Origin of the sequence: Acetobacter nitrogenifigens DSM 23921 = NBRC 105050, from assembly GCF_000429165.1 — a bacterium.
Classification (GTDB): Bacteria; Pseudomonadota; Alphaproteobacteria; order Acetobacterales; family Acetobacteraceae; genus Acetobacter; species Acetobacter nitrogenifigens.
In genome coordinates this window covers 23061-49508 of sequence record NZ_AUBI01000002.1, presented here as the reverse complement: position 1 = coordinate 49508, position 26448 = coordinate 23061, and the positions used below count along the sequence as shown (strand labels likewise).

The window sequence follows — 26448 nt, the reverse complement described above, 5'->3', positions numbered from 1 at the left end:
CGAATGCGGCGAATGCCATCGTTGACGCCCGCGATGATGTTGCGCGCCTACGCCGCCGGGCTGTTTCCGATGGCCGACGGCGCTGATTCATCGCGTCTGCGCTGGTACGATCCTGATCCACGCGGAATCATGCCGCTCGACGCCTTCCATCTGCCGCGCAGGCTGCGCAGGACAGTTCTGGGTTCCCGTTTCACGGTGACGGCGGATCGGGCGTTCGAAGAGGTGATGCGCGCCTGCGCGGCGCCAGCGCCGGGACGTGAATCGACCTGGATCAACGAGGACATCGTAAGGGTGTTCTGCGCGCTTCATGAGGCGGGATGCGCGCACAGCATCGAGGCCTGGCGAGAAGGCGTGCTGGCTGGCGGGTTGTACGGAGTTTCCATCGGCAGGGCTTTTTTCGGCGAAAGCATGTTCAGCCGCGCAACCGATGCGTCGAAGACCGCCCTTGTGCATCTGGTCGCGCGGCTGAGGCTGCGGGGCTTCGCTCTGCTCGATACGCAGTTTGGGACTGAGCATCTGGCGCGTTTCGGGGGGATCGAGATTCCGGCGAACGATTACAAGAAGCGGCTGGAGCCGGCGGTGGCGGCGTCGCCTTGCTGGGAGCAGTTTGACGATCTCGATCCAGGATTGGTTGACGATGAAATCCGCACGATGGGCGATCGGCCAGACGCCAGATCCATGCCCTGTTGACTTCCTGTCTGTCCGCGCGTTGCCTGCGCTGAAACATGTGGGAGGAGCGTCGTGAAAATACAGGGTCACATCCCCCCGGAGCAGGGGGCGTCGCAGCGGTCGACGGCGAAGAGGCGCGCCATCGCGTCGGGACTGCTTTCGTGGGGATTCGCGCTGGCGGCGGTATGTTCGTCCATCGGACAGAGCCGCGCGGACGCCGATCATCCTCCGCTGATGCCTATGCGCGACGCAGTCGTCACGTACGAAGTGCGCGCCGACGGTTCGCAGGAGCCGCAGAGTGTGAAGGTCTGGTTTTCGGCGCAGGGCGCACAGCAACGTATCGATTCGCCCGACGGCGCCGGTTCAACGATTCTCAACCGCACCAGCAAAGAAGTGGTCATCGCGCTGCACAAGCCGAGGATCTACACGAAGCTCGAGCAGCGCGACGGCGTGCGCAGCCCGTTCCTTCTCGACGTTTCGATGCAGTTCAAGCGCGAGGGTGAGTCGACGATTGCAGGGACGCATTGCACGGACTGGACAGTGACGTCAGGCAGGGGGCAGGCGACTGCGTGCGTGACCTCCGACGGTCTGATCCTCCGTGAGAATGGCGTGGATGCGGACGGGATCAACGGCGCCCTCGTCGCCAAAACGATCAGTTACGAGCCGATACCGCAGAGCGTATTTTCGCCGCCTGCCGGTTATCAGGAAGTCCACCGTCATCGTATCGCTCCCGGAGGCGGCGCTGCAGGGGCGCCTGTGCTCGGTCCCGTTGGCGCGGCGGGGGAGGGCGCGGCGACTGTGACGCCCGCGTCGCCTGCCGCCGGACAGTCAGGCGCGGTAGCGAGCGATGCGGCGTCAGGCCGTTGATGTCGAGAGCGTTCCGTAAAGGGGGGCTGGTTCTTCTATTGGCCGCCATGTGTGGGGCTGCGCCGATCTCTCGTAGTCTGGCTGCGGATGACGTCGCGACGGGACCGTTCGTGACGCCGTCGGTTGACGTCGATGTACGGTATGAAATGGCGTCTCCCGACGGTGGGAAGCCGGTCGGCCAGCGTATGCGTTGGCAGGTCTCGTCGCTGCGGCAAAGAATCGATCCGGAAGGGTCGGCGGTCTACATGGTGACGTCCTGGCGCGACGGGACACTGGCCGTCGTGGACACGTTGCATCGTCGACGGAGCGTTATGCCAGCTCCAGGCGCCGCCTTGACGCCGCCGGGACAGGTCGCTGCGGGGTCTTTTCAGCGTCTGGGTTCGGACATGGCGGCCGGCCAGAGCTGCGTTCTCTGGCGCACGGCGGATCAGGACGGGCGCCCGGTGGACGCGTGCTACACTGCGGACGGGATACTCGTGCGCGTATCGCAGCAGGGGCAGGTGAAAGTGAACGCCGTGTCCGTCGCCAGAACGGCCCAGTCCGATGACGTGTTCGCTGTGCCGTCCGACTTTGCCGTCGCGGCTCCGGCTCGCTGATATGGCTGGGATGAATTTTCGAGAGTCTTCGACAGGGACGGCGCCGTAGGCGGGAATTCGGGTTTCGGGTCGTCCGGCGGGGTGTTTTCGCAGACGGTTTTCAATCTTCGAAGACCGCCTGCGCTGTGATGTCAGCCGGGGCCGTGGCCGCCAGGTCCTTGCCCGCCGCCGCTCTGCCTGTTGTCTCCCTGTCCAGGTCCTTGTCCTGGCCCACGTCCTCCCTGTCCGCCGCGATCGTCTCCTCGTTGGGGGCGGCCCTGATCGCCGCCGCGCGATCCGGGTCCCATTCCGCCGCCTTGCTGGTATCCGGATCTGAATTCTGAATGCTGGCCCATGCCGCCCATGCCGCCCATGCCGCCGCGTCCGGGGCCAGGTCCTGGGCCGGGTCCTTGTCCGCCGCGATCGCCCCAACCGCCGCCGCCCCACCTGTCACGATCGGAAAACCATGGCTGCGAGCGGTAATGGTTGTTCCAGTAGGAGCCGAACGCGAACGAAATGAGCGGCAGTCCCATCATCGCGCCATAGGTCATGGGCGACCCCATGCCTCCCTGATAGGGAAGTTGAATATTCTGTCCCGGAACCCATCCGCGCAGAGGCCCCACTGCGACGTCGCACCACCCCCATCCGGACAGGCAACCGAAGGTAGCGACCTGAGTGCCGGGCTGAAGAGAACCGACCAGCGGGTAGGAAGGGTCCGGGCCGGAGTAGAGATAGCTGCCGCCAGGAATAAACGCGGGCGTCTGTGCGTGCGCCGCGTTGATCGCGGGCAGGGAGGCGAGGAGCGTGGCGGACAACGCTGCGAGACGCATCCGGGCCTGAGGAGTTTCAGCGTATTTTCTGAGCCGTGGCATGAAGGGCGTTCCTGATATGTCGCGCCGCGCCCGTTGATCACGGAGCGGCGCTGGCATGATTTCGCGATATTATGGCGGGACGATGAACGCACGTCCTTCGTGGTGGGACGAGGCTTTTGTTCCCGGTGTTGCAGGTCCGCCGGATGAAGCCGTGTTTGCCTTACGGAGAGTTGAGCGGGGTATATGTTTCGGTTTGACGGTCGCGGCCTGAGAGGCTGCCAGCGGCCCGGAAAATCGTTCCGAACGGCAAATGATGTGAGTGGGCGCGCGGCCTTTGTTTCGATCTGCGTTCGTCACTCATGGTCACGGTGAAGTGCTGGCGTGGGCGTCGTTGACCGTGGTGCAAAAATCGACCCGTTCTGCGGAATTCTGCCCGGTGAGGGGCATCGGGTACGTCGTCGCTGTTGTTTGGACGGCGTCCGCCGTTCAGGTTTCGGAAGATTTGCGTCTCCTGTGCAGAATCGGGCGCGACTGCGCCTGATCGTAACGTGGGTTATTAAATGCAAAAAGGCGGCCCGAAGGCCGCCTTTTATCGAATCCGGCGTGTCTCGCGTCAGGTGCGGTTGTAGCTATCCTCGATACGCACGATGTCGTCTTCCCCGAGATACGAGCCCGTCTGGACCTCGATCAGCGTCAACGGGATTTTGCCGGGATTCTCCATGCGATGGATGCAGCCTTGGGGTAGGTAGATGCTCTCGTTCTCACGAACCAGCACCTTGTCCTCGTCGCGAGTGACCAGCGCTACGCCGCCGACGACAACCCAGTGTTCCGCGCGATGGAAATGCTTCTGCAGCGAGAGCTTCTGGCCAGGCTGGACCACGATCCGCTTCACCTGGAAACGGTCATTCTGGATCAGGCTCTCATAGAAGCCCCAGGGGCGATAGCAGCGGTTATGGACTGCCGCCTCGGGACGCTTTTCGCGCTTCAGACGATCAACGACCTTTTTGACGTCCTGCGCCTTATCGCGATGCGTGACCAGCACAGCGTCTTCCGTGACGACTACGACCGCGTCCTCGACGCCGGCCACCGCTGTCAGCAATTTATCGGACCGGACATAGCAGTTGGCCGAATCTTCGATCAACACGTCGCCGATGCTGACATTGCCGTGGGAGTCTTTGCTGCTGATATCCCACAGAGCGTCCCAGCTGCCGACGTCCGACCAACCAAGATCGGTTGGCACGACCGCAACGTGCGCGCTCTTTTCCGCGATCGCATAGTCGATCGAGATATCGGGCACGCGTTTGAATTCATCTGCGCCAAGGCGCTCGAAATCCAGATCGCTGGCGCGTGCGGCATAGGACGCGCGGACGCCTTCCATCACCTTCGGCGCGTGCTGCTCCATTTCACGGATCAGGGTGTCGGCCCGGAACACGAACATGCCGGAGTTCCAGAGGTAATCGCCTGAGTCGATGAATTCTTCGGCCTGTTTCACGCCCGGTTTTTCCCGGAACGCCTTGACCTGCGACAGGCCCGGGACGCCGGGCACCGGCGCGCCCGTCTCGATGTAACCGTAGCCGGTTTCCGGCCGCGTCGGATGCATGCCGAACGTCACGACCATTCCGCGCTCGGCGCCGGCGACGGCAAGATCCATCGCTGCGGGCAGGGCGGCCGGCTTGGTCATCGCTGCATCGGCGGCCATCATCCAGAGCACGGCGCCGGGATCGGTCTCTGCGACAAGCAACGCGGCGGCGGCGATGGCGGGGGCGGAGTTGCGCCCTATGGGCTCCAGCAGGATGCGCGCGTGCTCGACGCCTGCTTCCCGAAGTTGCTCGGCGATCAGGAAGCGGTGCTCCTCGTTGCAGACGATGATCGGCGACGCGAGGGAGACCTGTCGGGCTCGGGCTACCGTTTCCTGAAGCAGCGAATATTCGCTCAACAGCGGCCAAAGCTGCTTGGGAAAGCTGGCGCGCGACATTGGCCAGAGGCGCGTTCCAGATCCTCCCGAAAGGATGACCGGGACGACGGTGACGCCGGAACCAGGCGTCGGTGACGTCTGCTCGGTCAACGGCTTCAGTTCGGGGGAATCAAGCATTGCGTTTCATTCTCCATGCGCGAAACGGAAAGTCCGCTGAGTATCCTGCAAGGTAAGGTTTGCGCAGCAGGAACTGGCCTTACGTGGTGCGTTCAGAAACCTGTGCGGTCCAAAGGGGAAGCTGACGACCTGCAGAGTTCAGGGTAACAGAATCTTTTTTTGGCTGCGAGTGCGCCTGACAGTCAGGCAGCGATAATTACGCGTCAATATCATCCTCGATGTCGGGCGTGTTTTCCCGGCATACAACGTCCTTTGGCGTCAGTGTAATACATCGCGTGACCGACTGGGGCGAAAAGTCGTCCGCCATGGCCAATCGGATGCATGGATCGGTTGTGGGCGGGAATAACAGCGCCTGCCGAAAGGCACCCGCGCAGCATAAAGTGGTGCTTCTTCGTATGAGCGTGCGCGGTGCGCGTGCGTGAGGTGGTGTGAGCGCCAGCGACGCTGACAGTCAGCCACAAAATGGCGCAAACCGCGAGAGCAGGCATTGCCCGTCCCGAATCGTGAAGCGCGGCTATCGTCCACCGGCCATGCGGTCGGTAGAGCGTTGGGGCGGTCCAGAGAGTCAGGCATGACGGACGAATCATAATCTCATGTCTCAAATCGATCATGAGGTAATGACGAGCAGTGCGCTCTGTCTATATTTTTATTACTCGCAGCGGGGGTGCAGGGGGGAGCTTTACGCTAAACAGGATGAAGCGCTGTCGCAAAACACGCCGCCTGCCAACCTCAGGCTGCCCGATCAGCTTTCCTTTTTGGGCGGACGTCCAGTATTCACCCGTTCGCGAAGTTCTTTGCCCGCCTTGAAAAACGGCACCACTTTTTCGTCCACGGCGACAGTATCGCCAGTACGGGGGTTACGACCGGCGCGCGCGTTGCGTTTCTTCACTGTGAACGCGCCAAAGCCTCTAAGCTCGACACGATCGCCGCGCGCCAGAGCCCCGCCAATCTCGGTAAAGATGGTGTGGACGATCAACTCAACGTCTTTCAGCAGAAGATGCGGATTCTCCGCAGCAATCTCGGCCACGAGTTCGGATCTGGTCATCGCGTCCCTCTCGATGGGGGCTAAGGTTTCCAGATCGCAACGGGGCCGTCAATGCCAAGCGCTTCGTTTTGCAGCAGTTCTTCGACATCGAAGCCGAGAAGTGTGGCGAAGGAGCCGCCGATCATACCGAGCAGGCGGTGACGGAGAGAGAACTGTTTCGACTTCTCACCAATTGTCTCAATTTTTGCATCCGTTGGGAGCGCGCATAATTTGGCAAGGGACGCCTTGGCGTCGTCCTCGTCGCCGAGGTTATCGATCAGGCCGAGAGCAAGCGCCTGCTGGCCGGTGTAGGGCCGTCCATCCGCCAGTGCTTTCACCTTTTCTTCCGGCATGTGGCGCCCGGCAGCCACCATGGTCACAAACTGTTCAAACAGGTTGTTTACGACCCCCTGAAGCATGGTTCGGCCCTCAGGGGAGAGCGGTTTAACGAGTGACGGCTGCCCCTTGAGCGGGCCGGATACGAGTTCGTCCACCGAGACGCCGACCTTGTCCAGAAGGTTGGACACGTCCGGCGATTGCATCAGAACGCCGATCGAGCCGGTCAACGTGCTCCGCTGGGCGAAGATCCGTCTTGCGGGGACAGCAATCATGTAACCTGCCGACGCGCCCATTCCCCCCATGGTCACGACGACAGGCTTCATTTTAGCGAAACGTTCGACAGCGTCGTGAAGCGCCTCTCCCCCCGTGACGGCACCCCCGGGACTGTCGATATCGAGTAAAAGCCCCTTTATGGAGCTGTCTTTCTCCGCGGTCTTCAGCGCGCGTGTCATAAGCGACACGTCGGAACCTATCGTGCCGTGGACTTTAAGGCGCGCCAGATGCGGGCCGAGCGGCGATGCATGCCGGTGGACGGAGACGCCTGCGACAAGTAACGCGACGCTGAACGCCGCGACGGACGCTCCACGCCAAAGTCGAAGACGGCGCCGATAAAGGGCGCTGACCACGGCTGCATCGACATCCTCGGTCATACGAACCATTTACTCCGGTTTCTGCGTGCAAAGCGTGATCCGGGCGCTCGTTTAAAAGCGCCTGGACCGTCATCAGGGCGGCTGCTTAGCCTGCCGACTGGGGCTTGCGCCCACGCTTGCGCGGAGCGACCGCTTCGTCTTCCTCGCTGAGGCTCGTTGCAGGCGCACTGGTCGTTGCGCTGATCTTGCGACCGAGGCCGATCTCACGTGCGAGCGTCGAGCGGCGCTCGGCGTAATTCGGCGCGACCATCGGATAGTCGGTGGGCAGGCCCCAACGCTCACGATATTGTTCTGGGGTCATGCCGTAGGCGCTCTGAAGATGCCGCTTCAGCATCTTGAGCTTTTTTCCGTCTTCAAGGCAGACGATGTAATCTGGGAATACTGAGCGTTTGATGGGAACGGCAGGCTGCAGCTTCTCGGGTTCCGGTGCGGCCTGACCGGCAGCCTCCAGGGCGGTGTATACGTCGCGGATAAGGGCAGGCAAGGCCTCCGACGCAAAAGTATTGTTTGAGACATGCGCGGAAACGATCTGTGCTGTCAGGTCAAGAAGGGGAGAGCCCTGCTTTATCTCAGTCATGAAAAACTCCGTTACGTTCGGATGACTTGGCTCTTCGGTTAGAAGATCCATCAGTTTTTGGGGAAAACGTGGAATCGAACGGTTGACAAATAATCGTAGCGCGCTTTCATCGCAATACCGTTTGAGAAAGTTTTTCGAGATACTTTTTCTGTTCTGCGGTATCCGAATTTACACCGCATGGCGCGAAAAAATACGATCAAACCGTCACTGGAGGGTGACTGTTCTATGGGCTGAACAGTTTTTTTGGTAATTTAAATGGCTGATTTTCTTCTGACTGCATGCCGTGAATTTGAAATGAAAAGAAATTTTATTGCGTATGTCAGTGTAGAAGTTTGCTTATGTCGAGAGATTTTTTGATATTTCTCACGGAGACAGGTTCGATCTGACTGTCAATTACGACTTGCTTATTGTTTGAAAAACTACGAACAAACGGCATGGAAGGCGGATCTTTTTTTGGCTTATTGATTACATATATTTACTTTTTATCGCGTATTGTGATTAATACTGTCAATTTTTGTTTCTGCTCTACGTAATACTATAAAAATAGTTAATAAATAACGACATGCGTCGTGTTCGTCTTAATCGATTATATTTTCTGAGGTATGTTCTCGGAATTATCGATAAATGGAAAACACCTCGGAAGCCTTCTGTAATGCCGAAAGGAACGCGACTGCCGTCTGGTCCAGCTCAATCGACACAAAAATGCTCTTGGGTGATTATTGTTCGTTCTCTGGGTCTCTTTGGCGCGCCGTTCGCAAGTGGGAGCAAGGCAAAGATTTATTAAGAAAATTTTTAAATACAGACAGTGGTCACTGGTGCCCCGCGCATATACCAGCGAATTTGCGTCGCAGCGGCATTGTAATGAGGGATATTTTGCAAAAGCCTGCACAATTTTCCACGGTGCATCACTCAGTCGAAAGCATTGATGCGTGATCAGGTCGGATAATTAACCAGCTTGATGCGGTGGGTTACCCGACCTGTGCGTTTTTTGATTACGCTCTGTTGCGTTTTTTGAGAAAAAAGAAGGCAGCGGCTCCAGCGGCGACAAGCCCCAGAACTTTCCTGCAGCAACGGCGGCCGGTGGTGTTCTCGCCGTTTCGAGAGGAGGTTTTACAGCACTTTAACATAGGGCGTTCTTTTCATCCGTCATGTGGCTGTAGAGTGTAAAGCAAAGAGGGCGCGCCATCGTCAACACGGCGTCATGTCTCTATATTCACACCTACACAGTAAAACTTAATGTATTGGAGAGCATCCGCCAACTATGTTAAAAAAAGTTATAAATCTATACAGAAAGCGCATTAAGCAGGTTTGGAACCCAACGTGCCCGTCCCGTCGTCATGTGTCCGCCAGAGTCCCGCGACACGCCGCCTCAGGCCTTCCATCAGTAGATATACGGCGGGCGTCGAATACAGGGTCAGCAACTGACTCATGGTAAGGCCGCCAACCACGGCGATCCCAAGAGGGCGTCGCAGCTCCGCGCCATATCCGTTGCCCAGAACCAGTGGGACCGCGCCGAGAGCGGCGGCGAGCGTCGTCATCAGGATTGGCCGAAACCGCTTGTGACAGGCTTCGCGGATCGCCGCCTGCGGGGTCATGCCGCCTTCACGCTCGGCTTGCAGCGCGAAATCGATCATCAAAATCGCGTTCTTCTTGACGATGCCGATCAGCAGGATCACGCCGATCATGGCGATCAGCGAGAAAGACTGACCCGTAATCCACAGAGCGAGCACCGCCCCGATTGCCGCCGAAGGCAGCGTCGACAGGATCGTCAGCGGGTGGACGTAGCTTTCGTAAAGCACGCCCAGCGTCACGTACATCGTCGCCAGGGCGGCGATGAAGACAAGGAGTTCGTTGATCAGCGTCTTGTTGAAATCCGCCGCCCGGCCAGTGAAGCCGCCCTGAATTTCGCTCGGCATGTGGATGAGGGCCCGCACGCGCTTGATCTCGGTTTCCGCGTCGCTGATTCCCTTGCCTTTAGGCAGGTTGAACGAGACCGTTCCAGACACGAAGCTGTCGGTGTGGCTGATGCTCAGCGGCGTCGGCAAATACGATAAGGACGCGACGGTTGTGAGCGGCACCATCGTTTCGGAGGATGACGAGACCGCCGACCCGTTTGAGGCGCCGTTTCCGCCCGCCAGTCGGTTGGCGATCTGATTGCGGAAAGATTGCTGACTAAGCGAGGCCTGTGTGGATTCCGTGGCGTCGGGGAGTTTAACGCGTATCGAATTCGACACCGTGCCGCCGCCTGCCGTGCCGCCAGAGGTTGAAACCCACATACTGTTGAGGATGTCGGGGCTCTGGCGGTAACGCGCTGCGGCTTCCATGACGACATAATAGGTCGTAAGCGACGTCGAAATACTGGACGCCGTCCGTTGGCCGTATGCGTCCTCGAGCGCATTGCCGATCAGTTGCGGCGTGATCAGGCGCCGTGCGGCGTTGTCGCGATCGATATTCACATGAACCGAAGCGCCGGTGTTCTGGATGTCGGTGCTGACGTCCTTGAGGATCGCGTTGTTGCGCAAAGCTTCCGCCAGACGGGGCACCCAGACGTAGACATCGTCTGCGTTTTCTCCGTGGAAGACATAGTTGTAATTGCCTCTGTGCTGGCGTCCGCCGCCGCCGTTCACGTCGCCGGAGTTCGAAATATGCGCGTCCAGTCCGGCGATGTCGGCGACGCGTTTCTGAACGCGCGCAGCGATCGTTTCCGGGGTTTCGCTGCGCGTGGATTTGTCAGTCAGTTCGGAGAAGGCTTCGGCCTCGTTCGCGGCGTCGTCTCCCGTGAACGCGACGACCGACGTGACCTGCCGGTCTTTCATCATGGCGTCGACCACGGCGCGAGTCTTTGTCGACACTGACGAGAAGGAACTGGTTTCGTCCGCATGCAGGTAGGCGGAGAGCAGCGCGATGTCTTCGGCGGGCAGGATGGTCTTTGGCATCACGATGATGACCCCGACCGTCGCCATCAGACTCAGCGGGAGAGAAGCAAGAACCAGCCAGCGGTGACGAAGCGTGCGATCTAGCGAACGCATGTAGAGACCGACCATCGCGTTCAGCGTGCTCTCCACTGCGTCGAACGCGAGATGCGCCAACCGCGCCAGACCTGATCCCTGCTGGGCCGGGCCGCCATGGTGCACTTCAAGGAGATAGGCGCACATCATTGGCGTAAGGCTGAGCGAGAGCAGCAGCGAGATCGAGACTGCGGTCGCCAGCGTCATCGCGAATTCGAAGAAGATCTTGCCCGCCGTGCCGCTCAGCAGCAGCAACGGCAGGAACACCGCGATGAGCGAGATGGTGATCGACAGCACGGTGAAGGATATTTCCCGCGATCCGAGAATCGCGGCTTCCATCCGGTCCATGCCGTCCTCCATGTGACGGGCGATGTTTTCGACCACGACGATGGCGTCGTCCACGACGAAGCCGGTCGCGATGGTCAGCGCCATCAGCGACAGGGTGTCGAGCGAGAACCCGAGCAGATGCATGATCGCGATTGAGCCGGCCAGCGATACCGGTACGGTGACGGCAGGTATGAGCGTCGAACGCCATGAACGCAGGAAGGCGAGCACGACGATGACGACCAGAGCCACGGAGATCAGCAACGTCAGCTGCGTGTCGGCCAGCGCTGAACGGATGCTCTTCGACATGTCGTCGAGCAATGTGAGCTTCACGTCGCCGGGCAGCACGCTCTGCAACATTGGCGCGTGGGTCTTGATCTGATCTGTAACCTCGATGACGTTCGCGCCCGGTTGCGGGCGGATGATGGCGATAACGGCGGGTTGGCCGTCGAACCATGCGGCCTGGCGTTCGTTCTGCGGCCCGTCGCTGACTGTTGCGATATCGGTCAGGCGGATCGGACGGTTGTTGCGATACCCGACGACGAGGTCGCGATATTGCGCCGCCTCTCGCGCCTGATCGTTGGTGGCGAGAGTCATGCGCAGGCCGCCGGCGTCGATGAAGCCCTTCGGCGTGTTGGCGTTCGCCGACGCCAGCGCGGAACGGATGTCCTCAAAACCGAGCCCGAACTTGTAGAGCGCGTAGGGGTTCATTTCGACCCGGACGGACGGCTTCGCGACGCCCTCCGTCTGCACCCAGCCAACGCCGCGAATACCTGCGAGTTGCGGCATAAGTCGCGTTTCGGCGAAGTCGCGGAGTTTGATCAGCGGACGCGTGTCGGAGGTCAGGGCGGCGATGATGATCGGATTGTCGCTTGGGTTGGCCTTGTAATATTGCGGGTTGTCGATGAGTGTGCTCGGCATGTCCTGCCGCGCCGCTTGTAACGCGGCCTGAACGTCGCGCGCAGCGCCGTCGATATCTCGATTATCGTCAAAGAAGAGCAGCAGGAACGATGATTTGTCCGTCGTGTCGGACGTCATCTGCGTCAGTCCGGCGATAGTCCCCAGCCGCCGTTCCAGCGGCGTCGTCACGGCGCTGGCCATCTGCTGCGGCGAACTGCCCTGCTGGTTCGCGATCACATAGATGACCGGCACCGAAATATTCGGCAGATCGGCGATCGGCATTAACCTGTAAGCCAAAGCGCCGGAGACGAGGAACGCCAGGGCCATCAGAGTCGTCGCGACCGGCCGAAGAATGAAAATGCGGCACAGGTTCAAATGCGGGGGCTCCAGAAGCGTGCGGTCGCGTTCGATCTCGGCGCGGGCTGATTCTCCGACCGTTACGGCGGCCGACCGTGAGCGGAGGGGTATCCATGAAAGGATACGCCTTTACCGCTCCGTATTTCAAAAACGTTCGGACCGGAAGGCGTGCCTGACAAGTGCTTCTGAGCGTGTCTGTTTCCGGAGTTTGAAGAAAAATCCGGATGTTGAGTTGAGCCGGAGGGGGAGGTGGGGCGTAGGCCCCACCCGGGCTCCTTTACCCGCGCAGGCCCATTTCGCTGGTGAGAAAGTCGCGGAAGACGGCGACGCGTTTCGAACTGCGCAGCTCTTCAGGGTAAACGAAGAACGCCTCCACCGCCGGGTGCTGTATGTCCGGCAGGATCTTGACGAGGTTTGGATACTCCGCCGCTGCGTAGCCGGGGATGGACCCGATGCCGAGCCCGGAGGCGATGGCGTCCGCCATGGCGGCCATGCTGTTGACCTCAAGGCGCGCAGCGCGGCGGGTGCCGTCGTTCAGGCCCGCTTCGAGCAGCCAGTTTATGTGGGGCACCGGAGGATGATAACCGCCGAACGCTACCAGCTTGTGCGCCGCCAGATCGTCGAGCGACGCCGGCATGCCGTAAGATTCGATGTAAGATGGCGCGGCATACACCGGCAGCGGGAAGTCGGCGAGATGACGCTGGATCAGATCCGGCTGGCGGGGCGCGTGCATCCGCACTGCGACGTCTGCTTCCCGCATGCCGAGATCAAGGTCGTTATCCTCGAGGATCATGGTGATGGCGATCTCGGGATTCTGCTCCATGAAACGGTGCAGGCGCGGCATAAGCCAGCAGCTTCCGAAACCTGTCGTCGTGGTGACGCGAAGCCTTCCGGCTGCTTTTTCCTTGCTCTCGGTCAGGAGAGTCTGGGTCATTTCCAGTTTGGAGAAAACCTCGCGGACGGTCTGGTTGAGCGTCTCGCCCTGTTCGGTCAGGATAAGTCCACGCGCGTGCCTGTGAAACAGCGGAACCTGAAGCACATCCTCAAGCGCGGAAATCTGCCGGGATACGGCGGACTGGCTGAGGTTCAGAACTTCCCCCGCGTGAGTGAATGACCCGGCCTCTGCGACCGCGTGGAAAATTCTTAGTTTATCCCAGTCCACATCTGTCTCCCTGTCTGGACGCGGGTCGCCTGCGCGCCGGACGCCCGAAAACACGATGCCTGTCGTTCTCGTGCAGGAATCGGCGGTTTAGGTCAAGCGTTTGCAACCCGCAGGCGTAACGATTTCAGGCTGCGGCGATTCCGGAGAGGAACCGCTCGGCGTCGAGGGCCGCCATGCATCCCGAGCCCGCCGCCGTGACGGCCTGGCGATAAATCTTGTCCTGCACGTCGCCCGCCGCGAAGACGCCGGGGATGGAGGTGCGCGTCGAGCCGGGCTGGGTCATGATATAGCCCTCGTCGTCGAGCATGAGCTGATCGTGAAACAGCGCGGTGTTGGGCGAGTGGCCGATGGCGACGAACACGCCGTCGACGTCGATGGTCGACAGCGTTTCGGTCAGCGTGTCGCACAGACGCACGCCGGTCACTGCGGGAGGCGTTCCGTCATGAAGGATGTCGGCGACGACCGAGTTCCAGACTACGGAGATCTTCGGGTTGGCGTGCAGGCGATCCTGCAGGATTTTTTCTGCGCGCAACGAATCGCGACGGTGGATCAGCGTCACATATTCCGCGTGGTGCGTCAGATAAAGGGCTTCCTCCACGGCGGTGTTGCCGCCGCCGACGACGGCGACTTTCTTGCCCCTGAAGAAGAACCCGTCACATGTTGCGCATGCTGACACCCCGGCGCCCTGCAGGCGTTTTTCATTGGGCAGGCCGAGCCATTTCGCCTGCGCGCCTGTGGCGATGATGACGCTGCGGGCGTGCATGACGTCGCCGCCGTCGAGCGTGACGCGGAACGGGCCGCCGTGGCGAAACTCCACCTCGGTCACGATGTCATGCACGATCCTGGCGCCGACATGCTCCGCCTGCGCCGCCATCTGCTCCATCAGCCACGGCCCCTGAATCGCGGAGGCGAAACCGGGGTAGTTCTCCACGTCGGTCGTGATCATCAGCTGGCCGCCGGGCTGAAGGCCCGCGACCAGAACCGGTTTGAGGTTGGCGCGCGCTGCGTAAATCGCGGCGGTGTAGCCGGCGGGACCGGCGCCAATGATCAAAAGGTCGGTCGTGACGGGTTCGTTCATGGGGTCGATCATCCATGGGCGTCTGCGTGCGGCTTGGCGGATACGCCGCCGGGCGCCGACGAAGTGACAGTGAGTGTGCATATGGCGCTGTGAGAACGTCCCGGCAAGTCGCGCGAGATTTGCGCGCCGTCACAGTCGGGTCATTTGCGCGGTCATGAGGACGGCTTTGCGCAAGCAGCGTCGTTCGTCCTATACCCGCCGCCAAACCGTGCGTGAAAAGGCGGAATCTTGTGACGGAACTGGATGCGGTCGACCGGCGGATCGTGGCCGAACTTCAGGCGGACGGACGGATGACGAACGTGGAGCTTGCGCGCCGCGTCGGCATCTCGGCGCCGCCATGCCTGCGCCGCGTCCGCAGGCTGGAAGAAGAAGGCGTCATACGAGGCTATCGCGCCGATACTGATCCTCAGGCTCTGGGGTGGCCGATCACGATGTTCGCCCTGATCGGACTCGACAGTCAGAAGGAAGCAATCCTGTTACAGTTCGAGGAGATGATCGCCGCATGGCCGGAGGCCTGTGAGTGTCACATGCTTCGTGGCGGCGTTGATTTTCTTGTTCATCTGGTGGCGCGGGATACGGCGCATGAGAACCGGTTGACGCGCCGTCTGACGGAAGCGCCACATGTCGCGCGCGTTCAGACGCTTCATACGATTCGCACCAGTCTGTCTCAACCTGCGAGACCGGCAGATCTGAACGAGGCTGCGCCATGACGGTTGAGACTGTAACGCCGCAGGCCGCCAGGCGCGAAAACGGGACGTATTTTGCTACCGAGACGGACGCGGAGCGTCACGGCGGCCCGGAAATCACAGTCGTCGTGCCGTGTTACAAGGAAGCGGCGAACGTCCGGCCTCTGGTGGACGCGCTGACCGTTGCGCTGGAAGGGCGCGATTGGGAGGTGGTGTTCGTTGACGACGATTCGCCCGACGGTACGATCGACGAGGTCCGGGCTCTTTCCGAAGAGAACTGGCGCGTGCGCGGAATCAGCCGCATCGGGCGGCGCGGTTTGTCTTCGGCGGTGATCGAAGGGGCGCTGTCGTCGTCAGCCCGCTACGTCGCCGTCATGGACGGGGACCTGCAGCACGACGAATCGCGATTGCCCGCATTGATTGACGCCCTGACTGAAGGGCGTTGCGACATCGCGGTCGGAAGCCGCCACGTGGAGGGCGGCGACAACAGCGGTTTAGCGAATGTCTGGCGCCACGCCCTGTCCGATGGCGGCATCCGTCTGGCGCAGATGGTGTTGCCGGTTAAGGTCGGAGACCCGATGAGCGGCTTTTTCGCGCTGCGCCGGACGCTGTTTCAACGCATTGCGCCGAGGTTGTCAGGGCAGGGCTTCAAGATCCTGATGGATCTGATCATGTCGGCCCCCGAAAAGGTCCGGGTCGAGGAAATACCCTGTGTGTTCCGCCCGCGGGTTGCGGGCGAAAGCAAGCTGGACGTGCTGGTCCTGCTGCAGTTCGCTGGACTGTTGCTGGACAAGCTGTTTCGTGGCTGGTTGCCTGTGCGCTTCCTGACGTTCGCCTGCGTGGGCGCGATCGGCGTCGCGGTGAACCTGATCGTCATGAACGTCATGCGGATCGGGGGCGCGGATTTCGAGGTCGCACAGACCATAGGCACCGTTGCCGCCATTCTGGCGAATTTCTGGCTCGACAACACGTTCACCTATCGTGATCGTCGTCTGCGCGGGCCGCGTCTTTATGGCGGTTTCATCGCGTTTCTCCTGGTCTCCTCGGTGGGCGCCTGGGCGAATATCGGCATAGCGCAACTGTTCCGCGCGGGCGGAGATGGCTGGGGGCAGGCGAGCGCTGCGGGCGCAGTGATCGGCGTCGTGTGGAACTACGCCGTGTCGTCGGCCCTGATATGGCGCCCGAGGTGACGACGACGCGGCCGGAAGCCGACTGCGCGAGAATCCGGAAGTCGCCGTGAAAGTCCATCAGGTGGTTCGGTCGCCTACGGTCTGGCTGGCGGGGGCGACCCTGCTGCGCCTCATCGTGGCTGCGTTGCTGCCGGTGACGCCTGACGAGGCCTATTACTGGGTCTGGTCGCGGGGGCTGCAGGGCGGATATCTCGATCATCCGCCGATGGTGGCCTTGTGGATACGGGCGGGCACAGGCCTTTTCGGCGACAACGCTTTCGGGATTCGGGTGCTGGCTCCGCTGGCGACGGCGGCCGGCACAGTCATGATCGTCGCTGCGGCGCGTGATCTGTTTCGCCTCGCGCAGCCAGACGGGCGGGAGAATGCCCGCGCGATCATGGCGGGCGTTCTCCTGAACGCGACTCTGGCGCTGGGCGTCGGGTCTGTGACGATGACCCCGGACACGCCGCTGCTATTTTTTGTGGCGCTCTTTCTGTTGGCCCTGGCGCGCGTGTCATCAGGTGGTTCGTCGATGTGGTGGCTCGCCGTCGGCGCGGCTGTCGGGCTTGGCTTCGACAGCAAGTACACGATGGCCCTGCCTGCGGCGGGTCTTGCGGTGTGGCTGGTGCTCACGAAAGAGGGACGACGCAGGCTTGCGCGGCCATGGCCGTGGTTGGCGGCCGTCACGGGAGCAGTTTTGACTGCGCCGGTCTTTTGGTGGAACGCGACACATGGCTGGGCGAGTTTCGTCAGGCAGGGCGGGCGGGCGGCGGACTGGCGGCCCGCGCGCGCGGCGCAGTTTCTGGGGGAACTGCTCGGCGGACAGGTCGGCCTTGCGACGCCTGCGATTTTCGCCCTGTTCGTCGTAGGCGTATGGAATGCGTCGCGTCGGCGCGATGCGGCCGACAGGCTGCTGCTGTGCCTGGTTGGCGTCCCGCTGGCGGTGTTTGCGCAGCACGCGCTTGGCGATCGGGTGCAGGCGAACTGGCCGGTCATCATATATCCCGTTTTCGCCGTGTTGGCCGCCCGGGTCGATGTCCGCTGGCGGTTCGTCGCCGCGTTCACGGGCGTAGCGTTAAGCGTGCTGGTGATCCTTCAGGCGCTGACTTCAGTGTTTCCCCTGGGGCGCCATCTCGACGTCGCGTTGCGGCAGGGTGGCGGGTGGCCTGCTTTCGTGCAGGACGTCGATGCGCGGACGGCAGGCGCGGCTTTCGTCGCCGCCGACGATTACGGGCTGGCTTCGGAACTTGCGTTGCGTCTTCCGGGACGCGTCGTAGCGGGGGCGGACGAGCGCTGGACATATTTTGGTCTTCACCCTGTCGCATGCGCGGGCGATGGTTATCTGCTGCATAACGCTCGTCGTGATCCGCCCGGGAACGCGGGGTGGATGCGCGGGGCGGAAACGGTGGTGACGGTGATCCGCGCCCGACGCGGCGTCGAGGCTGAACGCTACGTTCTTTACCGTCTGTCATGTTCGCAGGAGGATTTCTACCGCCTTCCGCCCGCCCGTTAAGTCGCCCTTAAGCTGCGCCAGCCAGCATGTCGGCGGAGGCGTGGGAGCGGATGGCGAAACGGAACGGACATAACAAGGGGCCGACGATCATCGTGCGTCGCGGCGGCGGCGGGGGCGCCGGACACCACGGCGGTGCGTGGAAGATCGCCTACGCCGATTTCGTGACCGCGATGATGGCGTTCTTCCTTGTCATGTGGCTGATCAACGCCACGACCGAACAGCGGCGTCGTGGCATCGCCAATTTCTTCAACCCGATGGCCAATAGCGGCTCGCCCGCCTTGCAGGTTCAGCCGCAGGACACCCCGACAAACGCCTCCTCATCTGACAACAAGCAGACGGCGACAAGCGCTGAAAGCCGAAGCGCAGGAAGCGCGGCGAGTGCCGGAAGCGCCAGTGCATCCGGTGCGGCGGGCGTAGCAAGTCTTCGTGCTGCGGCGAGTAAATCGCTTGGCGTGATCGCAGTGTCCGAACCCGGGCGCGTCGGAGGATTCGGGCCCGAACCTGGAGCTGTTCCCGGCCGTAGCGACGCAGGCTCCGGCCCTGCGCATGAGGAGCGCGGAGCTATAGTCGCGCCGCAACCATCTTTCCCGGACCGCAGTCTGGGCCGCCAGACACTCGCGCCACCAGCGATTCCGCGCATCGTGCCAGTTGGCGGCGATCAGGCAGGACCGTCGATTGCGGTTGGGGAGGCGGATGCGGCGAGAGCGGAGCAGGCGGCTCTGGAGGCTGGGGCGGATCAATTAAAGCGGGTGCTTGCCCGGACGTCGACGGTGGCCGCGGATGCGGGACAGGTCGCCGTCGCCGTGATTCCAGCGGGGTTGAAGATCGAACTGAGTGAATCTGATCGCAAATCGATGTTCGACAACGGCTCGGCGCGGTTGACCGACCGCGCGGTCGCTCTGTTGCGTGTCATCGCCCCGTATCTGACGGCTCTGCCGGAGAAACTCTCTGTTTATGGATATGCGGATGGCGCGCTCTACCGCGGACGCAAGATGTCGAACTGGACATTGTCCGGCGTGCGGGCGGACTCGGCGCGGCAAATTCTGACGGACAATGGGTTCCCGGACCAGAGGCTCAGAGAGGTGGTTGGCGTCGGAGACCATGATCTTGCGCGCCCCGACGATCCTGGCGCGCCGGAAAATCGTCGCGTGGTGCTTGTCCTCCATCGCGATCATCCGGCGCTGGAAAGCGCAGGCGCGTCGACGGCGTCCTCTGGCGTGGACGCCGTCAAATGATCCGAATGGTTTCTTCTTCAAACCGTAACGGCGTTCAAGAGTGGGATTTTAGTAAATGCTGGTAATCGGCGGCCTCGTTTTTCTGCTGCTGTGCGTGTTCGGATCGTTTGTGGCGTCGGGAGGGGCCATCGCGCCGCTTCTGGCGTCGATGCCTTTCGAACTGCTTACAATTCTTGGCGCCGGAATTGGCACGTTCATCATGGCCAATTCCATGGGTGATCTGAAGCATGTGCCCGCCGCATTCAAATCCGCGCTGAAAGGGCCGAGCTATGGCAAGCGCGACTATATGGATTTGCTCGGCTTGCTGTTCTTCTTCACGCGTCTGGCGCAGTCGCAGGGTCTGATGGCGCTGGAAAGTCACATCGAAACGCCGACAGAGAGCACTGCTTTCGCTGCCTATCCCAAGATTCGTGACAATGAACGCGCACGCGACATGATCTGCGATTATCTGCGGATGATGAGCATGAATATGGACGACGCGTTTCAAGTCGACGACGTCATGACGCGTGAGCTGGCGAAAAACCTGAAAGAAGAAATGCATATTTCGCATGGCATGCAGCAGCTCGCTGACGCGTTGCCTGCTCTGGGCATTGTCGCCGCGGTATTGGGCGTGATCAAGACGATGGGTTCGATCACCAAGCCGCCAGAAGTGCTTGGCGAAATGATTGCAGGCGCGCTGGTCGGAACTTTTCTCGGCGTGCTGCTGGCTTATGGGATCGTGGGACCAATCGCGACGCGTATGCGCAGCGTCGTCGAAGAAGAGGCTAGTTACTACGATCTCATTCGCGTGGTATTCGTGGCTCATCTTCAGGGCAACGCCCCGCAGGTCAGTGTCGAGATCGGTAGAAAGGACATTCCCGTGCATTACATGCCCAGCTTTCTGGAGATGGACACGGCGATCAGCGAGCAGGCGATCGGCTGACGTCAGGCATTGATGTGAGAAACCTGGGCATATGACTGCCGCAACGCCCGACGTTGGCGCCGAACTTGCGCGCTACGTGACGCCGGATGGCTTGCAGACGATGCGGGTGGAACTCACGCGTCTGTTAAAGCAGGAGCGTCCGTCCGTGGTCGAAATCGTGTCGTGGGCGGCAGGCAACGGCGATCGCTCCGAGAACGGCGACTATATCTACGGCAAGAAGCGGCTTCGTGAGATTGACAGGCGCATTCGGTTTCTCACGCAGCGTGTCGAAAACGCCATTGCGGTCGATCCTGCGGCCCAGACCAGGCGGGATCGCGTGTTTTTCGGCGCCACGGTGCTGTATGTCGATGAGAGCGATCGGGAAACCACCGTGACTATCGTCGGCGCCGATGAGGCGGATTCTTCTCAGGGGCAGGTCAGTCTGCTGGCGCCGGTCGCGCGTGCGTTGCTTGGTCATGGCGTCGGGGATGAGGTGGTTCTGAACACGCCGCGCGGGCCGGAGCGACTGGAACTGCTGGAGATTTCCTACCCGTCGCCGTAGGGCTGAGCGTTTTCGGCGCGATGAAACTGTTCTAGTGTCGCCCGCTCAATGGAGGGAATTCGGCTATGGCCCGTAAGCTTGACGTCGGGGTGCAGATGGACCCCCTGGAGGGGATCGACATCAACGGCGATTCGACGTTCGCCCTGATGCTTGAGGCGCAAGCCCGAGGCTATAACCTGTTCGTCTACGGCGTTGAGTCGCTTGCGCTGACGGAAGGCGCCCATACCCCCGGACGTGGTCGGACGAGCCGCGTCACAGCCAGCGTGCGGCCGGTCACCGTGCAGCGGGAAAAGGGCGATCACGCGCGCTTTGGCGCCGCTGTCCGTCGCGATCTGGGCGACATGGACGTGATCCTGATGCGTCAGGATCCGCCATTTGACATGGCGTACATCACGGCGACGCATCTGCTCGAGCATATTCACGGAACCGGCCCCGGACGTGCGCTGGTCGTGAACGATCCCCGGTCGGTGCGCGACTCACCAGAGAAGCTGCTGGTCACGCACTATCCGGAATTGATGCCGCCGACGCTTGTCACGTGGGATGTGGCTGAAATTCGTGCGTTTCGCGCCAGATGGCGGGACATCATCGTCAAGCCGCTGTTCGGCAACGGAGGTAGCGGCGTTTTCCGCATTCGCGAAGACGACCAGAATCTCAACGCCTTGCTGGAAATGCATTTCGCCCGCTCCCGCGAGCCGCTGATGATCCAGCGTTACGAACCGGCTGTGCGGGCTGGCGACAAGCGAATCATTCTGGCGGATGGGAAGCCAATTGGCGCCATCAATCGCGTTCCGGCGGAAGGCGAGGCGCGGTCCAACATGCATGTAGGCGGCGTTGCCCAGAAGGTCGACCTGACCCCGCGTGACCGTGAAATATGTGAGGCGATCGGCCCGATGCTCCGGGAGAAGGGGCTGGTCTTCGTCGGCATCGACGTGATTGGCGACTGGCTGACAGAGATCAACGTTACGTCGCCGACGGGCCTGCAGGAGTTGGCCCGGTTTGACGGCGTCAACCCGGCGGGGCTTCTTTGGGATTGCATCGAGGCCCGCCTGTCAGCGGGTTGACACGGGCTCAGGCGCCGTCCGGCCTGGCCGGAGGCTCTGGCTGTGCTGCGGTGTGCTCTGTTTCAGGCACGGCCCCCTTGGGTTTGTCTGAGCCGAAACGGTTGTCGAAACGGTCCCTCAAATCCCACAACTGTTGGCGGAAGTAGTAAGCGAACATTCCGCCCCAGATGATGACGCACAGGAGGGGCAAAACGATTTGCAGCATGAGTGTCCTCGCGTTTCCGGGCTGTTTCGCTCAGGTCCGTGTTCCGGTCCAGCGCGGGGGCTTCCATTATGCTGTAGGTCGGTCGTCACGTTTGCAAGCGTCCGACGAAGTGTAACGATACGCGGCCTCTTGTAGAACTTCGCGGTGGCGGGCAGATAGGGGGCATGAGCGAAGTCTTGCAAGGCGTCCGCGCCGAGTCGGTGGAAGTGGCCTCTTCGATACCCGAGTCTCATGGACCCAAGGTCGCCCTCGACGCCGACGCGGTTAAGGCCGCCTATAAGCGCTGGGCTTCAGTCTATGACGCCGTGTTTGGTGGGGTTTCCGCGTTTGGTCGCCGCCGCGCCGTGGCCGCCGTCAATGCCCTGCCGGGCGAGCGCGTGCTTGAGGTTGGCGTAGGCACAGGGCTTGCGCTGCCGCATTACGTGCCGGGTAAGCGGATCACGGGGATAGACCTGTCCTCCGACATGCTGGCCCGCGCGAGAGAGCGGGTTCGCCGCGAACGCCTGAACAACGTCGAAATGCTTCTGGAGATGGACGCGGAGGACACGCGCTTTCCGGATGCTTCGTTCGACATCGCTGTCGCAATGTTCGTCGCTTCGGTCGTTCCGCATCCGCGCCGGTTGCTGAAAGAACTGAAGCGCGTTGTTCGGCCTGGCGGTCATATTCTGTTTGTAAATCATTTTCTTGCGCCGAATGGTCTGCGCGGCGCGGTCGAGCGCGGCATGGCGCGCGCGTCTCACTCTCTGGGCTGGCATCCTGATTTCGCCATGGAGGCGTTGCTGCCGCCCGAAGACATACGCCGCGCCCGGATTGAAGCTGTTCCGCCGGCGGGGATTTTTACACTGGTGACGCTAAAGCACGAACAGGTCACCGCGCCGCAGTCTGAAGACGCCTGACGCTACGCATCGGTTTGTTGGGTTTGGCGTGTGCGTGGGTGCAATGTCGGTGATGCAGGTCTGTCCCGCTGGCGCCGCCAACGGGCTTCATGGCGACGTGAAATCCCGTTAAGGTTGATGAAATAGATACGATGACGCCGCGCCGCTTCGTCGAGCAGACGTGGGTGGCGGTTCAGGAGGCGTATCGTCGGAGGTGGAGAGACTCTCGGCGCCATGTCTGAAACAGTAGACGCTTCGTCCCGTTCGATGTCCGGGCTGACCGCTGAACGGTCTTCACCTCCTCGATCTGCCGTTGGATATGTAGTGTTCTCCTGCGTGGTCGGAGCTGCGGCCGGGACGGCGGCGCTCGCATCGCAATTCGGCTTTCTGCCCTCCGATCTCGCGAAGAAGGCCGGTCAGGCGCATTCGATCGCGATGGTGCTGTATGTTGCGTTGCCTGCGTTGCTGGGCGGTTTCGGAGCGCTTTTGGCTCCGGCGGAGCTGCGGCGCGGTGTTGGCGCCAGCGCGATCTGTGCCCGGCTTTTATCGCTGTCGCTCGTGTTGATGATCGCCAGTCTGCTGCTGTTTTTTGGTGCGGCAGGGGCGGCGATGAGCGTGTGGGGCGGGCCCGTGTGGTGTCTGGGAGCCGTCGTGATGGCGACGTCCGTTCTCAGCAGAATTCTGGATAGCCGGACATCTGTCGTTTCCGGTGAGCGCCGTTCGGCGCACCGTTTCTCCCTGTTTTTATGGACGCAGGTCGCGGCGGCGGCCGGGCTGTTGTTCTCGGTGCCGGTGCTGGCTGCAGGCTTGACCCGAACGCTGGTGTCCGGAGCGTCAGCGCCGGATGTGCTGACGTCTTTTGAGACGCCGGCTATGATTATCGTGCTCGTTGCGGCGCTTGGTCTGGCGTCACGTGCGTTCGAGCCTGCTGCAGGTCAGGACGATGATCCGGGAGTTTCTGCCCTGGAAAGCAATGTCGGGCGCGCTGTGGTGGTGGCGGCAGGCGTCGGCGGGCCGGTAATTTGGGCTCATGCGATGATGGCCCATCAGACGTTGGTTCCGGTCGTGTCTTTCGAGATAGGGTTGGCGGCGCTGTGTTCGCTCACGTTTGGCGCCCTTTGGATGTCGCGTTTATGGCGACGGGCCGTCTCCTTCGCGGGGCGCGGGGGCGTGCCGCTGTTATGGACGTCCGGTTTCTTCGTCGTGCTGCTTTCGGGCTGGACGGTTGGTGTGGCCGAGGGTGACAGCGTTCATGCCGCCGTGCTGAGCGCATCCGCTCTGGCGTTATTCGGGGCCTTTTACGGTTGGCTCGATAGCGCCGGGCGTTGGTACCCTGCCGTCGCCGCGCGATTCCAGTTTCTGTTTATGTTTGCGGGGTCCATTCTGGGTAGTCTAGCGGTTTCGCATGCTGGAGGGGCGCTGCAGATCGTCAGCGGCGTCGCGTTCGGCTTGTCGTTGCTGGCTTTGGTTGTTGTTGCTCTTGGTGTTTTCCTGGGTGAGCGATCGACTGATGGCGCGACGATTACGCAGGTCGCGCGATGAGCGGCGCGAGCCTTGTCGATCGCGCTGCGCGGCCCCGTTATCGCGCTGACCGCGTCGGGACCCGGGCGCATGACTGGGTTCAACTGTTAAAGCCGAGAGTGATTTCTCTGGTGGTCTTTACGGGGGCAGCCGGCCTTGCTGTCGCGCCCGGCCCGGTGAACCCCGTTCTCGCAGCGATCAGCATTTTATGTATTTGCCTTGCGTCTGGCGCGGCCGGGGCGATCAACATGTGGTATGACCGCGATATTGATGCGGTCATGCAACGCACCGCGACGCGTCCTATTCCCGGCGGTCGTATTCCCGCTGATGAGACACTTGTTTACGGCGTCGGTCTTTCCGTTCTTTCTGTCGCATTGATGTGGCTGGCGACGAACGCGCTGGCGGCCGGGATTCTGGCGTTCTCGATCTTCTTCTATGCGGTTATTTACACGATGTGGCTGAAGCGTTCGACGCCGCAGAACATCGTCATCGGTGGGGCGGCGGGCGCTTTTCCACCAATGATCGGCTGGGCCGCCGCTACGGGGTCGCTGTCAGTGCTGCCGGTCGTCATGTTTCTGATCGTGTTCCTGTGGACGCCCCCGCATTTCTGGTCGCTGTCGCTTTACGCCTGCAAGGATTATGGGCGCGCGGGCATTCCTATGTTGCCTGTCGTACGTGGAGCACGGCACACGCGCTGGCAGATTCTTCTCTACACGCTGATTCTTCTGCCGGTGTCGTTGACGCCTTCTTTTATGGGGCTTTGTGGCCCGCTCTATACCGTGACCGCGACTCTGCTGGGTCTCGGGTTCGTGGCCTGCGCGGTGCGGGTGCTGCTGGAGAAGCAGGACGATGCAGGCGTCAGTCTCGTGGGCGATCGTGCTGCGCGAGTGTCGTTCCGGTTCTCGCTGGCTTATCTTTTCTTGCTGTTCTGCGGCTTGCTCGGGGATCATGCACTGACATGGTGGCTTTCATGAGCACGATCGAGCAACACCCCTCCGCCACTTTGACGGAGGCTGAATTACATGAGGCTGATCGTCGCCAGCGTGGCCGGATCGTCGGCCTTGTCAGCTTCACGCTGGCTATGGCGGCGATCATCTATGTGATCGCGCTGATCCGTCTGTAGAATTTTTTCCTTTACTCAATTGGTCCGAATCAGTTCGTAGAGGCCGACCGCCGCTGCTACGGAAACGTTCAGGCTTTCCATGTGGCCCGGCATGTACACGCCTGCGATCTCGTCGCAGGCTTCTCGGGTGAGGCGCCGCAACCCATCGCCTTCTGAGCCCAGCACAAGTGCGGCGCGTCGCCCGCCCAGCGACGACCCGTTGAGGCGGCTCCCTCCTGCGTCGAGGCCGATTGTCCAGATATCCTGACGCTTCAGCGTCTCCAGACTCCGCGCAAGATTGACGACGCGTATCAGCGGCACGATCTCAAGAGCCCCGGATGCGGCCTTGGCGAGTGCGGTGCCCTCATCCGGCGCGTGGCGATCCTGCATGACGATGCAGGCGGCGCCGAACGCCGCAGCCGAGCGGAGAATCGCGCCGACATTGCGGGGATCCGTGACCTGATCGAGCACGAGGATGGGGCCGGGGCGCTCCAGGGCGTCTTCAAGGTCCATGGCCTCCAGAGGCTCGACCAGCGCCGCGACGCCCTGATGTACCGTTTCAGCTCCCAGAAGAGCCGCCAGATGCGCCCGGTCTGTTGTCTCGACCGATGCGGGGAGCGGTGTTGACAGTCTCTCGATGAAGTCCGGGCGGGCTTCGGTGGTCAGCAGGACGCGGAGAATGGTGCGCGCGGGGTTTTCCAGCGCGGCCTGCACCGCGTGAACGCCAGCTAGCCAGTATGGCCCGCCGGGCTTGCCCCCTTGCCGCCCACGGCCACGATGCTCGCGAGGCGCACGCTGGCCCTCGTTGCGGGAGGCTGACGGCTGCCCTGGGTGCTCATGCGGTGCGGCGCGTTCTGAGCGCCTCTGCTGGGGGCGGGAGGAGGGCTGCGGACGGGGTGTTGATGAGCGGGGTTTGGGCATGAGTGCAGCTATACGATTACGGCGCGCGTCCGTCATCATTTCGCGCACCTACTGTTCGCCAGGGCGCGGAATACGTTTGTGTGACGAAACCGCATTGACAGGAGGGGACGAGCGCCGTAATTCGTCTCCGCGTCGGAAGGGTGCCCGAGTGGCTAAAGGGGGCGGACTGTAAATCCGCTGGCGTACGCCTACGTTGGTTCGAATCCAACCCCTTCCACCATCTTCAGAAAATCAAAAGAAAACAAAGCCTTGCGGGGATTGTC

The 26448-nt window shown here is 61.6% G+C and carries 26 protein-coding genes and 1 tRNA gene; 16 read left to right on the top strand and 11 right to left on the bottom strand.

Annotation, left to right across the window (positions count from 1 at the left end):
• The first annotated feature begins 3 nt into the window (after positions 1-3).
• From aat to G442_RS0103050, 3 genes are read left to right on the top strand one after another with little or no spacing between them, the layout of a single operon-like run.
• Positions 4-690, top strand: a complete 687-nt coding sequence (gene aat, locus G442_RS20680; RefSeq protein WP_084440365.1) for a leucyl/phenylalanyl-tRNA--protein transferase — start codon at positions 4-6, stop codon at positions 688-690.
• Between the two features lie 51 nt (positions 691-741).
• A complete protein-coding gene (locus G442_RS20675; RefSeq protein WP_174766878.1) occupies positions 742-1536 on the top strand; it encodes a DUF4412 domain-containing protein in 795 nt (264 codons plus the stop codon).
• Entirely contained in the window at positions 1536-2132 is a 597-nt protein-coding gene (locus tag G442_RS0103050) for a hypothetical protein (protein WP_026396788.1), read from the top strand. Before G442_RS20675 ends, G442_RS0103050 begins: the two co-directional genes overlap by 1 nt.
• A 131-nt stretch (positions 2133-2263) precedes the next feature.
• Here the strand turns inward: G442_RS0103050 and G442_RS24855 are convergent, their stop codons facing one another.
• The 6 genes from G442_RS24855 to G442_RS0103015 form a co-directional block, all read right to left on the bottom strand.
• The gene (locus G442_RS24855) at positions 2264-2983 is read right to left on the bottom strand and encodes an SH3 domain-containing protein (protein WP_146882148.1); all 720 of its coding nucleotides are present in this window, start codon (positions 2981-2983) and stop codon (positions 2264-2266) included.
• Between the two features lie 553 nt (positions 2984-3536).
• Entirely contained in the window at positions 3537-5015 is a 1479-nt protein-coding gene (locus G442_RS0103035) for a mannose-1-phosphate guanylyltransferase/mannose-6-phosphate isomerase (RefSeq protein WP_084440330.1), read from the bottom strand.
• Between the two features lie 209 nt (positions 5016-5224).
• Complete coding sequence (locus tag G442_RS0103030) at positions 5225-5602, bottom strand: hypothetical protein (protein WP_146882146.1); 378 nt, start codon at positions 5600-5602, stop codon at positions 5225-5227.
• Positions 5603-5757: 155 nt separating this feature from the next.
• Positions 5758-6060 carry an integration host factor subunit beta gene (gene ihfB, locus G442_RS0103025; protein ID WP_026396783.1) on the bottom strand — a complete coding sequence of 101 codons (303 nt, stop codon included), beginning with the start codon at positions 6058-6060 and terminating at the stop codon, positions 5758-5760.
• A gap of 20 nt (positions 6061-6080) precedes the next feature.
• Entirely contained in the window at positions 6081-7028 is a 948-nt protein-coding gene (gene sppA / locus G442_RS0103020) for a signal peptide peptidase SppA (RefSeq protein WP_026396782.1), read from the bottom strand.
• Between the two features lie 85 nt (positions 7029-7113).
• The gene (locus tag G442_RS0103015) at positions 7114-7605 is read right to left on the bottom strand and encodes a MucR family transcriptional regulator (RefSeq protein ID WP_026396781.1); all 492 of its coding nucleotides are present in this window, start codon (positions 7603-7605) and stop codon (positions 7114-7116) included.
• A gap of 624 nt (positions 7606-8229) precedes the next feature.
• Here G442_RS0103015 and G442_RS24850 point away from each other — a divergent pair.
• On the top strand, positions 8230-8538 hold the full coding sequence (locus G442_RS24850) for a hypothetical protein (protein ID WP_146882144.1): 309 nt from the start codon (positions 8230-8232) through the stop codon (positions 8536-8538).
• Between the two features lie 365 nt (positions 8539-8903).
• On the opposite strand, the gene G442_RS20670 is transcribed toward G442_RS24850, so the two are convergent.
• The 3 genes from G442_RS20670 to trxB form a co-directional block, all read right to left on the bottom strand.
• Positions 8904-12212: an efflux RND transporter permease subunit gene (locus tag G442_RS20670; RefSeq protein ID WP_051291875.1), complete on the bottom strand. Its 3309-nt coding sequence runs from the start codon at positions 12210-12212 to the stop codon at positions 8904-8906.
• A gap of 259 nt (positions 12213-12471) precedes the next feature.
• On the bottom strand, positions 12472-13356 hold the full coding sequence (locus G442_RS0103005; RefSeq protein WP_026396780.1) for a LysR family transcriptional regulator: 885 nt from the start codon (positions 13354-13356) through the stop codon (positions 12472-12474).
• 124 nt (positions 13357-13480) lie between these two features.
• Positions 13481-14434, bottom strand: a complete 954-nt coding sequence (gene trxB / locus G442_RS0103000) for a thioredoxin-disulfide reductase (RefSeq protein ID WP_026396779.1) — start codon at positions 14432-14434, stop codon at positions 13481-13483.
• Between the two features lie 230 nt (positions 14435-14664).
• Here trxB and G442_RS20665 point away from each other — a divergent pair, with 230 nt between their 5' ends.
• The 7 genes from G442_RS20665 (at position 14665) to gshB (ending at position 21561) form a co-directional block, all read left to right on the top strand.
• Entirely contained in the window at positions 14665-15144 is a 480-nt protein-coding gene (locus G442_RS20665; RefSeq protein WP_084440329.1) for an Lrp/AsnC family transcriptional regulator, read from the top strand.
• On the top strand, positions 15141-16310 hold the full coding sequence (locus G442_RS20660) for a glycosyltransferase family 2 protein (RefSeq protein ID WP_084440328.1): 1170 nt from the start codon (positions 15141-15143) through the stop codon (positions 16308-16310). Before G442_RS20665 ends, G442_RS20660 begins: the two co-directional genes overlap by 4 nt.
• A gap of 46 nt (positions 16311-16356) precedes the next feature.
• Positions 16357-17802, top strand: coding sequence for a glycosyltransferase family 39 protein (locus tag G442_RS0102985; RefSeq protein WP_026396778.1), 1446 nt, complete (start codon positions 16357-16359; stop codon positions 17800-17802).
• A gap of 50 nt (positions 17803-17852) precedes the next feature.
• On the top strand, positions 17853-19037 hold the full coding sequence (locus G442_RS23820; protein ID WP_026396777.1) for a flagellar motor protein MotB: 1185 nt from the start codon (positions 17853-17855) through the stop codon (positions 19035-19037).
• 55 nt (positions 19038-19092) lie between these two features.
• A complete protein-coding gene (gene motA / locus G442_RS0102975) occupies positions 19093-19959 on the top strand; it encodes a flagellar motor stator protein MotA (RefSeq protein WP_026396776.1) in 867 nt (288 codons plus the stop codon).
• Positions 19960-19990: 31 nt separating this feature from the next.
• Positions 19991-20500, top strand: coding sequence for a transcription elongation factor GreB (gene greB, locus G442_RS0102970; RefSeq protein ID WP_026396775.1), 510 nt, complete (start codon positions 19991-19993; stop codon positions 20498-20500).
• A 65-nt stretch (positions 20501-20565) separates the two neighbouring features.
• Positions 20566-21561, top strand: coding sequence for a glutathione synthase (gene gshB / locus G442_RS0102965; RefSeq protein WP_026396774.1), 996 nt, complete (start codon positions 20566-20568; stop codon positions 21559-21561).
• 7 nt (positions 21562-21568) lie between these two features.
• Here the strand turns inward: gshB and G442_RS20645 are convergent, their stop codons facing one another.
• The gene (locus G442_RS20645) at positions 21569-21766 is read right to left on the bottom strand and encodes a hypothetical protein (RefSeq protein WP_035376132.1); all 198 of its coding nucleotides are present in this window, start codon (positions 21764-21766) and stop codon (positions 21569-21571) included.
• A 164-nt stretch (positions 21767-21930) separates the two neighbouring features.
• On the opposite strand from G442_RS20645, the gene G442_RS0102955 reads away from it, so the two are divergent.
• The 4 genes from G442_RS0102955 to G442_RS25700 all read left to right on the top strand — a co-directional run bounded on the left by G442_RS0102955 (position 21931) and on the right by G442_RS25700 (position 25285).
• Positions 21931-22662 (top strand): class I SAM-dependent methyltransferase, encoded by a 732-nt coding sequence (locus tag G442_RS0102955; protein ID WP_026396773.1) that lies wholly within the window; start codon positions 21931-21933, stop codon positions 22660-22662.
• 213 nt (positions 22663-22875) lie between these two features.
• Positions 22876-24183, top strand: coding sequence for a heme-copper oxidase family protein (locus tag G442_RS0102950; RefSeq protein ID WP_026396772.1), 1308 nt, complete (start codon positions 22876-22878; stop codon positions 24181-24183).
• Positions 24180-25136: a heme o synthase gene (gene cyoE, locus G442_RS0102945; protein ID WP_026396771.1), complete on the top strand. Its 957-nt coding sequence runs from the start codon at positions 24180-24182 to the stop codon at positions 25134-25136. Before G442_RS0102950 ends, cyoE begins: the two co-directional genes overlap by 4 nt.
• Positions 25133-25285, top strand: a complete 153-nt coding sequence (locus tag G442_RS25700) for a hypothetical protein (protein WP_169720786.1) — start codon at positions 25133-25135, stop codon at positions 25283-25285. Before cyoE ends, G442_RS25700 begins: the two co-directional genes overlap by 4 nt.
• Positions 25286-25300: 15 nt before the next feature.
• Here G442_RS25700 and rlmB read toward each other — a convergent pair whose 3' ends face one another.
• Positions 25301-26185, bottom strand: a complete 885-nt coding sequence (gene rlmB / locus G442_RS20640; RefSeq protein ID WP_084440364.1) for a 23S rRNA (guanosine(2251)-2'-O)-methyltransferase RlmB — start codon at positions 26183-26185, stop codon at positions 25301-25303.
• 134 nt (positions 26186-26319) lie between these two features.
• On the opposite strand from rlmB, the gene G442_RS0102930 reads away from it, so the two are divergent.
• Positions 26320-26405, top strand: a tRNA-Tyr gene (locus tag G442_RS0102930).
• Positions 26406-26448 lie beyond the last annotated feature (43 nt).

Coding starts and splice junctions, on each gene's coding strand:
- G442_RS0103050 (WP_026396788.1), top strand. CDS start 1,536: ATGTCGAGAGCGTTCCGTAAAGGGGGGCTGGTTCTTCTATTGGCCGCC.
- aat (WP_084440365.1), top strand. CDS start 4: ATGCGGCGAATGCCATCGTTGACGCCCGCGATGATGTTGCGCGCCTAC.
- gshB (WP_026396774.1), top strand. CDS start 20,566: ATGGCCCGTAAGCTTGACGTCGGGGTGCAGATGGACCCCCTGGAGGGG.
- G442_RS20660 (WP_084440328.1), top strand. CDS start 15,141: ATGACGGTTGAGACTGTAACGCCGCAGGCCGCCAGGCGCGAAAACGGG.
- ihfB (WP_026396783.1), bottom strand. CDS start 6,060: ATGACCAGATCCGAACTCGTGGCCGAGATTGCTGCGGAGAATCCGCAT.
- G442_RS25700 (WP_169720786.1), top strand. CDS start 25,133: ATGAGCACGATCGAGCAACACCCCTCCGCCACTTTGACGGAGGCTGAA.
- G442_RS0103030 (WP_146882146.1), bottom strand. CDS start 5,602: ATGATTCGTCCGTCATGCCTGACTCTCTGGACCGCCCCAACGCTCTAC.
- motA (WP_026396776.1), top strand. CDS start 19,093: ATGCTGGTAATCGGCGGCCTCGTTTTTCTGCTGCTGTGCGTGTTCGGA.
- G442_RS23820 (WP_026396777.1), top strand. CDS start 17,853: ATGGCGAAACGGAACGGACATAACAAGGGGCCGACGATCATCGTGCGT.
- cyoE (WP_026396771.1), top strand. CDS start 24,180: ATGAGCGGCGCGAGCCTTGTCGATCGCGCTGCGCGGCCCCGTTATCGC.
- rlmB (WP_084440364.1), bottom strand. CDS start 26,185: ATGCCCAAACCCCGCTCATCAACACCCCGTCCGCAGCCCTCCTCCCGC.
- G442_RS0103015 (WP_026396781.1), bottom strand. CDS start 7,605: ATGACTGAGATAAAGCAGGGCTCTCCCCTTCTTGACCTGACAGCACAG.
- trxB (WP_026396779.1), bottom strand. CDS start 14,434: ATGAACGAACCCGTCACGACCGACCTTTTGATCATTGGCGCCGGTCCC.
- G442_RS24850 (WP_146882144.1), top strand. CDS start 8,230: ATGGAAAACACCTCGGAAGCCTTCTGTAATGCCGAAAGGAACGCGACT.
- G442_RS0102955 (WP_026396773.1), top strand. CDS start 21,931: ATGAGCGAAGTCTTGCAAGGCGTCCGCGCCGAGTCGGTGGAAGTGGCC.
- sppA (WP_026396782.1), bottom strand. CDS start 7,028: ATGACCGAGGATGTCGATGCAGCCGTGGTCAGCGCCCTTTATCGGCGC.
- greB (WP_026396775.1), top strand. CDS start 19,991: ATGACTGCCGCAACGCCCGACGTTGGCGCCGAACTTGCGCGCTACGTG.
- G442_RS0103035 (WP_084440330.1), bottom strand. CDS start 5,015: ATGCTTGATTCCCCCGAACTGAAGCCGTTGACCGAGCAGACGTCACCG.
- G442_RS0102950 (WP_026396772.1), top strand. CDS start 22,876: ATGTCTGAAACAGTAGACGCTTCGTCCCGTTCGATGTCCGGGCTGACC.
- G442_RS20645 (WP_035376132.1), bottom strand. CDS start 21,766: ATGCTGCAAATCGTTTTGCCCCTCCTGTGCGTCATCATCTGGGGCGGA.
- G442_RS24855 (WP_146882148.1), bottom strand. CDS start 2,983: ATGCCACGGCTCAGAAAATACGCTGAAACTCCTCAGGCCCGGATGCGT.